This is a genomic window from Nocardia sp. NPDC101769 (genome assembly GCF_044766925.1).
GTDB lineage: Bacteria > Actinomycetota > Actinomycetes > Mycobacteriales > Mycobacteriaceae > Nocardia.
In genome coordinates this window covers 1-12481 of sequence record NZ_JBIWMX010000022.1, presented here as the reverse complement: position 1 = coordinate 12481, position 12481 = coordinate 1, and the positions used below count along the sequence as shown (strand labels likewise).

At 67.4% G+C, this 12481-nt stretch carries 8 protein-coding genes and 1 pseudogene; 6 read left to right on the top strand and 3 right to left on the bottom strand.

What is annotated here, in order from left to right; translation table 11 throughout:
• Positions 1–65 precede the first annotated feature (65 nt).
• From ctaD to ACIRRA_RS29185, 3 genes are all read left to right on the top strand, one after another.
• Complete coding sequence (gene ctaD / locus ACIRRA_RS29195; RefSeq protein WP_402774566.1) at positions 66–1820, top strand: cytochrome c oxidase subunit I; 1755 nt, start codon at positions 66–68, stop codon at positions 1818–1820.
• A 60-nt stretch (positions 1821–1880) separates the two neighbouring features.
• Entirely contained in the window at positions 1881–2453 is a 573-nt protein-coding gene (dcd, locus tag ACIRRA_RS29190) for a dCTP deaminase (protein WP_379404272.1), read from the top strand.
• A 155-nt stretch (positions 2454–2608) separates the two neighbouring features.
• Positions 2609–4054: an Hsp70 family protein gene (locus tag ACIRRA_RS29185; RefSeq protein ID WP_402774562.1), complete on the top strand. Its 1446-nt coding sequence runs from the start codon at positions 2609–2611 to the stop codon at positions 4052–4054.
• A 167-nt stretch (positions 4055–4221) separates the two neighbouring features.
• Here ACIRRA_RS29185 and ACIRRA_RS29180 read toward each other — a convergent pair whose 3' ends face one another.
• The gene (locus ACIRRA_RS29180; RefSeq protein ID WP_402774560.1) at positions 4222–4671 is read right to left on the bottom strand and encodes a hypothetical protein; all 450 of its coding nucleotides are present in this window, start codon (positions 4669–4671) and stop codon (positions 4222–4224) included.
• Positions 4672–4927: 256 nt separating this feature from the next.
• Here ACIRRA_RS29180 and ACIRRA_RS29175 point away from each other — a divergent pair, with 256 nt between their 5' ends.
• The 3 genes and pseudogenes from ACIRRA_RS29175 to ACIRRA_RS29165 form a co-directional block, all read left to right on the top strand.
• The gene (locus ACIRRA_RS29175) at positions 4928–6289 is read left to right on the top strand and encodes an XRE family transcriptional regulator (protein ID WP_402774558.1); all 1362 of its coding nucleotides are present in this window, start codon (positions 4928–4930) and stop codon (positions 6287–6289) included.
• A 188-nt stretch (positions 6290–6477) separates the two neighbouring features.
• Positions 6478–7728: a pyridoxal phosphate-dependent aminotransferase gene (locus tag ACIRRA_RS29170; protein WP_402774555.1), complete on the top strand. Its 1251-nt coding sequence runs from the start codon at positions 6478–6480 to the stop codon at positions 7726–7728.
• A gap of 564 nt (positions 7729–8292) precedes the next feature.
• Positions 8293–9594: pseudogene (locus tag ACIRRA_RS29165) on the top strand (YibE/F family protein); the annotation flags it as partial.
• 558 nt (positions 9595–10152) lie between these two features.
• Here ACIRRA_RS29165 and ACIRRA_RS29160 read toward each other — a convergent pair.
• The gene (locus ACIRRA_RS29160; protein ID WP_402774552.1) at positions 10153–10914 is read right to left on the bottom strand and encodes a copper homeostasis protein CutC; all 762 of its coding nucleotides are present in this window, start codon (positions 10912–10914) and stop codon (positions 10153–10155) included.
• Between the two features lie 205 nt (positions 10915–11119).
• A partial coding sequence (locus ACIRRA_RS29155) for a (Fe-S)-binding protein (protein WP_402774549.1) occupies positions 11120–12481 on the bottom strand: 1362 nt, incomplete at its 5' end.

Here is a 12481-nt window from a genome sequence, read left to right as displayed (position 1 = left end):
TGGATGCGCTGAACGCTAGCTGAAGCGTGCGCTCGGTGCTCCTGCTCGGCGGTCGAGGAGGACGTATGACCGCGGTGCCCGCTCGTGAAGTTCCGGAGCTCGAACCCGTGCGGCCATTTCCACGGCGGATGGGACCCCAGGGGTCGTATCTGTGGAAGGCCATCACCACCACCGATCCCAAAATGCTCGGGAACATGTACCTGTTCACGGCCATGGCGTTCTTCCTGGTCGGCGGCCTGATGGCGCTGCTGATGCGGGCCGAGCTGGCGCGGCCGGGCATGCAGTTCCTGACGCCGGAACAGTTCAACCAGCTGTTCACCATGCACGGCACCATCATGCTGCTGTTCTATGCGACGCCCATCGTCTTCGGATTCGCCAATGCGGTGTTGCCACTCCAGATCGGCGCGCCGGATGTCGCCTTCCCACGGTTGAACGCGCTCAGCTACTGGCTGTACCTGTTCGGGGCCACCATGGCCACCGCCGGATTCGTCACGCCGGGCGGCGCGGCGGACTTCGGCTGGACCGCCTATACCCCGCTCAGCCTGGCCGAACACGCACCGGGCGTGGGCGCGGACCTGTGGATCATGGGCGTCGCGGTGTCCGGCGTCGGCACCATCCTGGGCGGGGTCAATATGATCACCACGGTCATCTGCCTGCGCTGCCCCGGCATGACCATGTGGCGGATGCCCATCTTCACCTGGAACATCCTGGTCACGAGTGTGCTTGTGCTGCTGGCGTTTCCGATTCTCACCGCGGCACTCATGGGCCTCGAGGTGGACCGGCGCCTGGGCGGGCACATCTACGACTCGTCCAATGGCGGGGCCATCCTCTACCAGCATCTGTTCTGGTTCTTCGGGCATCCCGAGGTCTACATCGTGGCGTTGCCGTTCTTCGGCATCGTGACCGAGATCTTCCCGGTGTTCAGCCGCAAACCGCTGTTCGGCTACACCACGCTGGTGTACGCGACGCTGGCCATCGGCGCGCTGTCCATCGCGGTGTGGGCACACCACATGTACGCGACGGGATCGGTGCTGCTGCCGTTCTTCTCGTTCATGACCTTCCTCATCGCGGTGCCCACTGGGGTGAAGTTCTTCAACTGGGTCGGCACCATGTGGCGCGGGCAGCTGACCTTCGAGACACCCATGCTGTTCTCGGTCGGCTTCCTGGTCACCTTCCTGTTCGGTGGGCTCTCTGGCGTCATCCTGGCCTCGCCGCCGCTGGACTTCCACGTCTCCGACACGTATTTCGTTGTGGCGCATTTCCATTACGTGCTGTTCGGCACCATCGTGTTCGCCACCTTCGCCGGCATCTATTTCTGGTTCCCCAAGATGACTGGGCGGCTGCTGGACGAACGGCTCGGGAAACTGCATTTCTGGACCACGTTCCTGGGTTTCCACACCACGTTCCTGGTGCAGCACTGGCTGGGTAACCAGGGCATGCCGCGCCGCTATGCGGATTACCTGCCGAGCGACGGATTCACGACGCTCAACACCATTTCCACCATCGGCTCGTTCATCCTCGGATTCTCCATGGTCACGTTCGTGTGGAATGTCTTCAAGAGCTACCGCTACGGCGAAGTGGTGACCGTCGACGACCCGTGGGGTTACGGCAATTCCCTGGAATGGGCCACCACCTGCCCGCCGCCCCGGCACAACTTCTACGAACTGCCGCGTATCCGCTCCGAGCGCCCGGCATTCGAACTGCACTATCCGCACATGGTCCCCCGCATGCGCGCCGAGGCCCACGCCACCTGGGGTCCGCGTAAACCGAAACAGGTCATCGAGGTGTCCACGCCGGAAAACCCGCCGGTAGAGCACTGATAATTCGCGGCCCTGGGGGCCGCGAACCGCCCGGAGCGAAGCGGAGGGCAAAATGGCACAGTGCTGCTTAGTGATCGGGACATCCGCAAGGAAATCGCCAACGGACGTCTCGGGGTCGAGCCGTTCGACGAGAAGCTGGTGCAGCCGTCGAGTATCGATGTGCGGCTGGACAGTCTGTTCCGGGTGTTCAACAACACCCGCTACACGCATATCGACCCGGCGCAGCGGCAGGACGAGCTGACCACCCTGGTGGAACCCGCCGCGGGTGAGCCGTTCGTGCTGCATCCCGGCGAATTCGTGCTCGGCTCCACGCTCGAGGTGTGCTCGCTGCCCGACGATCTGGCCGGCCGGCTGGAGGGCAAGTCCAGTCTGGGCCGCCTGGGCCTGCTGACGCACTCCACCGCGGGTTTCATCGATCCCGGATTCAGCGGGCACATCACGCTGGAACTGTCGAATGTCGCGAACCTGCCGATCACCCTGTGGCCCGGCATGAAAATCGGGCAGCTGTGTCTTATCCGGCTCACGAGTCCGGCCGAGCACCCGTACGGCAGTGCCGCGGCGGGATCGAAATATCAGGGTCAGCGGGGGCCGACGCCGTCGCGGGCCTACCTGAATTTTCCCGTGTCCAAGTGAGTTGCATTACGGGGTAGCGGTTTCGACCCGGCGCTCGGCGTAATTCGGCCGCTGCCTGGACAGTTGGCCGTCGTTCGTGGCGCGAATACGCCGTCCGATGGGCGGGTACAGCGGGTGTACGGATGGCCCGGCACGTCGTAAGGTGGCGACGACGGGTGTGTGTCGACGAGATGGGCAGCGGGATGAGTTCGGTTCTGGGAGTTTCGGTGGGGGCGGGCGCGGTTCGTGTCGCACGTCCGTTCACCGGGGATTCCGCCGAGCAGGCCGCCCGCAATTCCGGCGCCCCCCCGCAGCAGCGATACGCCCGGGCCCGCAGCGGATTCGACGGCCCGCCGGACGCGTTCGACGTGCAGGCGGTGCCGGTCGGGGAACGCCGGGTCGACGAGTTGGTCGCCGATGCCGTCGGGGCGGTGCTCGCCGCGGATTCGCGGATCAGCGCCACCGCCATCGCCTACCGGGACGAGAATCACGCGCGGGCCATCCGGGCCGAGCTGGCGCGGCGGCAGTTCACCAATTACGAGCTGGTGCCCGACGTGGTGGCGGCGCTGGAATTCCTCGAATACTCCGGGGAGCTGCAGGGTTTCGGCACCGTCGCACTCTATGACCTAGGCGCGTCCGGGTTGTCGGTGACGGTCGTCGATACCGGCACCCGGCAGGTCTGCTTCAGCGAACGCACCAGCGATATCAGCGGTGACTATCTCGACGCGCTGATCCGCGAACAGCAGATCGCCTCCGGGCGAATCGCCCATCCGCCGGACCACACCGGGCTCATCGCGCTCGACAAGCTCTGCCGGGAGGCCAAGGAGCAGCTCTCCAGCAGCAGTGCGGTGGCACTGCCCTCCATCGAGGGCCTGGTGTTGCTGTCGCAGGAGAACTTCGAGGCCCTCATCATGCTGGCCGTCGAGTCCTCCGCCCGTATGACGCGCGATGTCATCCTGCGCTCCGAGCAGCCCGTGCAGGCGGTCGCCCTGCTCGGCGGCTGCGCCCAGATTCCGCTGGTGGCAAAGGTTTTGCGACGCTGGCTGGGCGTCCCCGTCATCGTCCCGGCCGCCCCCGACACCGTGGTCACCCGTGGCGCGGCCATGCTGGCCCGCCCGGTGCTGCACCGGCCCGCGCCCGCGCCCTTCCCTGCCGCCCCGCGCGAGGACGCCGGACCCACTCCCCCGGAGCCCAGCCAGTCCTGGCCGGCTCGCCCGGGTTCGGCGGAGAAGTTCGGCCGCCGCCGCGAGGTCAGCCTGGCCGGCGTCGCCGTCGGCGCGCTCGTCGTGGTGGCCGCCATCGGCATCACCCTCGGCTGGGGACCCCAAGTCCTGACCCATGATTCGCAGCGCCAGGACGCCGTCACCAGCTCCGTGCCGGCCAGCACCACCCGCTCCTCCAGCGAACCCGCGATCGCGTCGCCCACCACCACCGCCATCGACGCCACCAACGAGTCGCTGGCCGCACCCCAGCCCCACACCTACCCCACCACCACCACCACCGAGGCCCCCTCCACCACGCCCGGCCCGAACACCATCACGATCATCCCGGGCCTCCCGCCCGTGGTCGTCCCCACGCTCCCCCCACTGTTCCCACCGGCCCCGCCCGCGCAAGCCCGCTGACGGCCCCGGAGCCCCCCATCTCGAAAACCGTTGCGAGCCAGCCTCAACGGCTGTCTCCCTGGGGTTCGGGGGCGAAGTCCCTGAGAGTTTCGAGAGTTGAAAAGAGCCGAGTCCGCCCCGTCGACTGCCAGGAGGGGCGGACTCGGTGGTGCGAGGACCGGCTGCGTTCAGTCCTCGCTTTCCGCTCCCACCGCCAGAGCTGTCGTGATGATCGCCGACAGGGGTGGGAGTTTGGAATCACGTGCGGGTGGCGTCACCCAGTGGCAGCCCTCGCGTGTCCAGCGGCCGAGGCCGGTGGGGAGCATGACTGCGCTGCCGATGGCCGGAATGCCGATATCGAGCCGGTTGAGGGCCGCCATGATCTGTTCGCCGGGCCGCGAATCCGGTTCGGCCAGAAAGCTCCAGCGAATCTGCCGGGCCAGCATGGGTCCGCCGCGGCGCTGCTGTTGCAGTGCGCCGCGCACCATTTCGGCCCGCGCGACCGGTAGGTGCACCACCCCGATCTGCGCGGTGACGGGAAGCATGACGAATCCGCCGCGTTCGCTGACCGGCAGCCCGAACTCGTGCCGGTAGTAGGAAACCCAGTCTTCGACCGTTCTGAGCTTGTCCGCGTTCACGTCCCCGCCTCCTTCCCCCGGTCACCAGGGTCTCGTGCCGGGGGCCGCTGTGAAAACGCCCGCACACCCGCATTCCGCTGCCTTTCCGCCGCCACTATTACCGGTGCGTATAACGCCTGGTACCGAGAAGGTTTCGGATGTGGTCGCGGCCACTCTCCGCTCGTACCCTGGAGTTCGGAGTTCGTTCGGAAGGGATGGCACCGTGGTCCGGCACTGGTCAGGCAAAGAGGCCCGGGCCCTCCGCGATGCCAAACGCATGAGTATCCGGGAGTTCGCCGCCCACCTGGGTGTGCACGAACGACTGGTCTCGAAATGGGAGGCCGGGGGCGATCGGGTGCATCCCCGCCCCATCAATCAGGCCGCCCTCGATACTTCCCTTGCCAGGTCCGACGATGTTGTGCGGGCACGGTTCGCGGCCTTGATCGACCAGCCCTTGATCGACCGCTCCGCCGTTCCCGGTTTCGATGTGCGCCAAGGCGGTTCCGAGCTTTGGAGCGGGATGCCAGCGCAGGCCAGTTATTCCAGCGACGCGGAACTGCTGGCACTCGTCGATACGGGTGCGATGAGGGGCGATGCGTTAGCGGCGATTTCGGAGAGGGATCTGATCATGGCGGCTGCTCACGAAGCAAGCGAGCACGCGGGGAGGGCCGAGGGCACCAATGTGGGTGCGACCCTGCTGGAACAGCTCGATGCGGATGTCACGCGCATCGCCAACGATTACGTACACATGCCGCCGGTGCCGATGATGGTGGAGATGCTGCGGGTGCGGCGTCGGGTGTACCGGTTGCTGGAAGGCCATCAGCGTCCGTCCGATACGGCGCATCTGTACCTTTTGGCGGGTACGTTGTCCGGTCTGCTGGCGAATGCCAGTACGGATCTGGGCTATTTCGACGCGGCCGGTGAACAGGCAAGGGCCGCTTGGGCTTACGCCGAACTGTGCGAGCACGATCCGCTGCGCGCCTGGACCCGCGGCATGCAGGCGCTCATCGAGTACCGGTCCGAGCGGCCGCGTCGCGCGGTCCTGCTGGCCCAGAGTGGCCAGCGCTACGCCGAATCCGCGACCTCGCGGGTGCGGCTGCTGAACATCGAGGCCCGCATCTGGTCGCGGCTGGGCAGCACCGCCGACGCCGAGCGCTGCATCCGCGCCGCCGACGATGCCCGCGACGGCGAATCCAGCGACAACCTCCACGACGATGTCGGCGGCGTGTTCGGGTTCAACCAGCCCAAGAGCCACTACTACGCCGGCGCCACCTACATCCATCTGGGTCGGGCCGAGCCCGCCCTGGACGCCACCAGCCGGGCCATCGACCTGTATGTGAACGGGCCGACCGACAAGCGCTCCTACGGCGCGGAGTCGCTGGCCCGGGTGGACAATGCGGCCGCTCACCTGATCAACGGCAGCCTGGACGGCGCCGCGGCCGCCCTGGAGCCGGTGCTGGAACTGGACGAGGACAAGCGGATCGCGCAGTTGGAGGAACGGCTCAGCGCGGTGCGTCAGCGGCTGGCCGGTCCGGAATTCCGGGACGCCGGCGAAGCGCAGGACCTGGACGAGAGGATCGAGGACTTCTGCAGCTCCACCGCCGCCCGCAGCGTGCTGCCGCCCGATACATCGCGCTGAGGTTGGAGCGAAGCGGAGGGCAACAGGACCGCTCCCTTTGAAACAGCGCCCGAAGGTTCGCGGCCGTCTCGATTCTGGACTGACGGAGCGGGGGAGCGGAGCGGAGGAGCGGAGGAGGGAAGAATCGAGACCTCAGGGCCGCGAACCCTGCCCGGAGCGAAGCGGAGGGCAAATTGGATACTGACGGGGTGAGCCCATCGAGTCACCTTCCGCATCGCTCCCCGCGCGTCCTGGAACAGTCCACCAAACTCCAGAACGTCCTCTACGAGATCCGGGGCCCGGTACACGCACACGCGGCACGGTTGGAGGCCGAGGGGCACCGGATTCTGAAGCTGAACATCGGCAATCCCGCGCCGTTCGGATTCGACGCGCCCGACGTCATCATGCGCGACATGATCGCGGCGCTGCCCTACGCGCAGGGTTACTCGGAGTCCAAGGGCATCCTGCCCGCCCGGCGGGCCATCTTCACCCGCTACGAATTGGTACCCGGCTTCCCGGAATTCGATGTGGACGACGTCTACCTGGGCAACGGCGTCTCCGAGCTGATCACCATCGTCATGCAGGCGCTGCTCGACAATGGCGACGAGGTGCTCATCCCCGCGCCGGACTATCCGCTGTGGACGGCCATGACCTCGCTCGCGGGCGGCACCCCGGTGCACTACCTGTGCGACGAGTCCAATGACTGGCAGCCGGACATCGCCGACATGGAATCCAAGATCACCGACAAGACCAAGGCGATTGTCGTGATCAACCCCAACAACCCCACCGGCGCGGTGTACTCCGCAGAGGTGCTGCAGCAGGTGGTGGACCTGGCCCGCAAGCATCAGCTGCTGCTGCTGGCCGACGAGATCTACGACAAGATCCTCTACGACGGCGCCAAGCATGTTTCGCTGGCGACGCTCGCCCCGGACCTGCTGTGCCTCACCTTCAACGGCCTGTCCAAGGCGTACCGGGTGGCGGGCTACCGCTCGGGCTGGCTGGTCATCACCGGTCCCAAGGATCACGCGGGCGGCTTCCTGGAGGGCATCGACCTGCTGGCCTCCACCCGGCTGTGCCCGAATGTGCCCGCGCAGCATGCCATTCAGGTGGCGCTGGGCGGCCATCAGAGCATCGACGACCTGGTGCTGCCGGGCGGGCGGCTGCTCGAGCAGCGGGATGTGGCCTGGGAGAAGCTCAATACCATTCCGGGCGTTTCGTGCGTGAAGCCCACGGGCGCGCTGTACGCGTTCCCGCGGCTGGACCCGGAAGTCCATGAGATCCACGACGATTCGAAGCTGGTGCTGGATCTGCTGCTGCAGGAGAAGATCCTGATGGTGCAGGGGACCGGGTTCAACTGGCCGCATCACGACCATCTGCGCATCGTCACGCTGCCGTGGGCGCGGGACCTGTCGGTCGCCATCGAACGGTTCGGCAACTTCCTGGCCAGTTACCGGCAGTAGCTTCCGGTCGGAAATATTTGACGGCAAGGTTCATGGGGATTCCCGTGAGCCCTGTTGACCTGCGCTTATATCGCTTTGTCCGGTAGTGGACACGGTCCCCGGGGGTTTGTGGCGCAGGTAGGACCCTGGCTAAAACCGACCGCAGGTACGAGAAAGTTGGGTTTTTAGAGACTTAGCTAGCGCAAAGATCCGTCTTTTGTGTACAGTGGTCCTCGGCACTCAGAGTGCCCGGTCGGACCGCCTACCCCCCCTGGGCCGTCCGGCCCTGGTTAGCCGGCCTACCCCCCCTGGGCCGCTGACCCGGGCGGCGGAGACATCCCCCTGCTCTCCGCCGCCCCCTCCCGCAATCCCGCCTCTCCGGGCCCTCAGTGGATAGCTGAGAGCCGTGGCCGATTTCGTATCCGTGCCTGCGTTGGGAGCCGAGACGATTTGGGGGTGCCCGGTGAGTTGCCCCGAACGTTGCGAAATCAGTTGTCGCCTTTGGGATCGGGAAGAACCTTCGGCCGGCGGTCGGGAGCAGAACCTCTCAGCATGTCAGGAATGGTTTTCGTTTAGGCTCGGCGGGTGAGCGATCACCAGCACTCTCATCATCACCATCACGACCACTCCGGACCCATTGCTATTGGGACGAATGCGGCCCGTGTCGTCGTCGGGCTATTGGCGGTGATCGGGGTGGCGGTGGTTGTTGGGCTGGTTTGGCTTTGGCCTGGTTCTCAGCACGTCGATATTCCGTTGCCCATGCAGAACGGGGGCGGCGGTGCGGTGCACTCCGAGGCGGGGACCGTGGTCAAGCAGGATCTTGGGCCCTGTGGCGATGTGTCGAATGGGAAGGTTTTCACCGTTGAGCCGGAGTTGCTCGCGGCGGCGCAGCGGCAGTGTGCGCGCAGTGTGATCTCGATCGACTCGGGGGCGGACAAGGGGAGTTGGACGGTTTTCGTCAATTCGCCTACGCCGGATCAGCCGAATTTGAGTGTGGGGGACAAGATTCGGATTGTGCCGCAGGCGGCGCCGAAGACGCCGCAGGATCCGGGTGGAGGCACGCTGTACTCGTTCGATGATTTCGCGCGTGGGTTGCCGTTGAGCATCATCGGGATCGTTTTCGCGGTGGTCATCATCGCGGTGGCGCGGTGGCGGGGATTGCGGGCGTTGATCGGGCTCGTCATCGCGTTCGGGGTGTTGGTGATGTTCCTGCTGCCGGCGATGCTGGACGGGAAACCGGCGATACCGGTGGCGTTGGTCGCGGGGGCGGTGATCCTCTACTCCGTGTTGTATCTGGCGCACGGCGTGAATCTGCGCACCAGTTCGGCATTGCTGGGGACGCTGACCTCGATGGTGCTGGCGGCGGTGCTGTCCTGGGTGTCGTTGAAGGTCACCCATCTCACCGGGTTGTCCGAAGAGCAGAACACCAATGTCGCCGCCTATATCCAGCACGTGAGCATTACCGGGCTGCTGTTGGCCGGATTCATCATCGGCTCGCTCGGTGTGCTCAACGATGTCACCATCACGCAGGCCTCGGCTGCCTTCGAGTTGGCGGCGCTGGACCAGAAGGCCAACCGCCGCAGCATTTTCTCCGCGGCCATGCGGGTCGGCCGGGACCATATCGCCAGTACCGTCTACACCCTGGTGCTCGCCTACGCCGGTGGGGCGCTGCCGCTGCTGCTGTTGTTCAGCGTGGCCGGACGACCCATACGGGATGTGCTGACCGGCGACGCGGTGGGGATCGAGATCGCGCGGTCGGCGGTCGGCGGTATCGCGCTGGCCCTGTCGGTGCCGCTGACCACCGCCATCGCGGTGCTGCTGGCCCGGCCGCTGGGCGCCAAGCCGGCCGAGGTGCGCGCGGGTGCGGGCGCCGAGCGGACGCGAAGTGCGGGGGCGCAACGGAATACGCCGCGCCGTCCGGGTGGGGCGCGCACCGCATCCCAGCCCGCGCCGCGTCGTGCCGGTGATCCGCGGACCGGATCTCAGCCGGCCGCGTCACGCACCGGATCTCAGCCGAGCACCGGATCGCAACCGGTGGTGCGCCGAGGTGATGAACAGGCCGCACCGTACAGCGGTGAGCAGCGGGTCGTACCGAGAACCGGTGCACAGCAGCGGGATTCGTGGACCGGTGAACAGCCTGTCGCGCGAACCGGCGTGCAACCCGGTGCATCCGGTGGGAGTGAACCGCCGACGGTGCCGAGAACCGGTGTAGTGCAGCCGAATCCGAATCCGCCGGAGGAGCGGCAGTACACGACCTCGTCGTGGTTCAATCCGAGCGAGCCGTGGTCGGATTCGGGCATCCGGGGCCAAGCCCGGCAGCAGGATCAGGGGTGGCAGCAGGATCAGGGCTTCTCCGATGATCAGGGGTGGCCGCCCGAGCCGCCGCGTGGCGGACGGCACTCCCGGCCCTGATTTCTGGGCGGAGGAGACCGCGAGCGGCAATCGTCAGAGCGTGATCCGCGCCGCCTCGCAGAGTGCCGACACGCCGTCGGCATCCGTGTCGAAATGATCGAAGCCACTGGGCACTCCGAATTCGGCGAAGGAGACCTCGGAGTCGGACTGCGGGCGGCCGGGCACCGGAATGCGCACGGCCGCATGCAGATCGCGGGTTCCGGTCAACTCGATCACCCGGCGGGCATTGTCGGCCCGCAGGCCGCCACACGCCATCACGTCGATGCGGCCATCGGCCAGCGTCACCAGCCGGGCGATCAGAGCCGCGCCGTCGAGCACCGACTCCTGGCGGCCCGAGGTGAGTAATCGGGTGAAGCCCAGCTCCAGCAACTGATCGAAGCCCGCATACGGATCCGCGCACACGTCGAACGCGCGGTGGAAGGTGACCTCCAGCTCGTCCGCGGCGGCCAGCAGCTCGGTATTGGCGGCCGGATCGACATGGCCGTCCTCGTCGAGGACACCGATCACCACCCCGTGCGCACCCGCCGCCCGCACCCGCTCGATATCGGTGCGCATCAGCGCCACCTCGTCGGCCGAATAGCGGAAGTCGCCCGGCCGCGGCCGGATCAGCACGTGCACCTGGGTATGCCCCGCCGCTTCGACCGCCGCCTCGATGAGTGCCGGCCCGGGCGTGAGTCCCCCGACCGTCAGCCCCGCACACAATTCCACCCGTGCGGCTCCCGCCTGTTCGGCGATCCGGACCCCGCCCAGAGACTCCACCCCGATCTCGACCCGCACCGCCCGCGCATCCGTCATACCTTGCAGTATGGCGAACTCCGGCCCGTCATGTTGCCTGAGATTAGCCAACGGGCCGCGAATGGCCCGTGAATTGCCGCCGCAGCGCCCGCTGAATCGGCGCGAACGGGCTGGTAGGCGGCGGGAACGACGAAGGCGGCGCTACCGGATCGGTAGCGCCGCCCTCGTCAATCAGGTTCGGCTGCCCGCTGTTTCGGGCCGGGGCCTAGTTCTTCCGGCCCGGAGCCTTCATGCCCGACTTGAACCCGAGGCCACCCGGCTTGGCGGCCGGCGGCTTGGCCGCGCCATTGCCCTCCGACGTGCCTTTGCCTTCCGAGGTGCCATTGCCTTCCGACGTGCCATTGCTCGCCGTCGCGGCCGGTTCGGCCGGAGCGGCGGGCTCGGCGGCCGGAGCGGCCTCGGCAGGAGTCGAATCCGCCGGAGCCGCAGGCGCTTCCGGCGCCGCAGTGGCGACCGGGGCCTTCGGGCCGGGACGCTTGAGGCCGGACTTCATGGCCAGGCCCTTGGGCGCGATGGACGGCTTGGCCTCGGCGGCCGGGGCCGGAGCCTCGGTGGCAGGTGCGGCAGCTGCGGCCGGGGCGGTGGTCTCCGCCACGGTCTCGGCCGGCGCGGCTTCGGCGGCGGGCTTGGCGCCCGGAGCCTTGGCGGCGCCCTTCATCTGGAGACCCTTGCCGCCGGGGGCCTTGAGGCCGCCCTTCATGGCGAGCCCGCCCGGCTTGGCGGCCGGAGCCGCCGGAGCCTCGGCAGCCGCCTCGACGGGAGTCGCAGCCGCGGAGGCGGATTCGGCGGCGGGAGCCTTCGCGCCCGGCGCCTTCAGGCCGCCCTTCATCTGCAGACCCTTGCCACCGGGAGCCTTGGCCGGGCCCTTCATGGCCAGGCCCTTGGCCGGAGCGGGGGCCGCGGTCGCCTCGGACGCGGCCTCGACCGCAGCCGCCTCGGCCGCAGCCGTCTCGACGGCCGCAGCGGCAGCCTTCGCGCCCGGGGCCTTCAGGCCGCCCTTCATGGCCAGACCCTTGCCGCCGGGGGCCTCGAGGCCGCCCTTCATGGCCAGACCGCCACCGGCCGGGGCGGCCTTCGGGGCTTCGGCCGGGGTCTGCACGACCACGGCCTCGACCGGCTCGGGCACCGAAACCGGTTCGGGCTCTTCGACCTTCGGTGCCTGAACAACCTTCAGGTTCTCGGTCAGGGTCGCGGCCTCGACACGGCTGATCGACTGCAGCATCAGCTGCGCCACATCCACGACCTCGACACCCTGGCCGACCTCACCACCATCCTTACGCGCGGTGACACCATCGGTCAGCATCACCCGGCAGAACGGGCAACCCGTCGCGATCATCGACGGCTCGTTACCGCCGTTCAACGTCTCGAGCGCCTCGTCCACACGATCGATGTTGATGCGCTTACCGAGCTGCTCTTCCATCCACATCCGCGCACCACCCGCACCACAGCACATGGAACGCTCGGCATGACGCGGCATCTCGACCAGCGTCGAACCCGAAGCCTCCATCAGCTCACGCGGCGCGTTGTAGATCTTGTTGTGCCGACCCAGATAACACGGGTCGTGGTA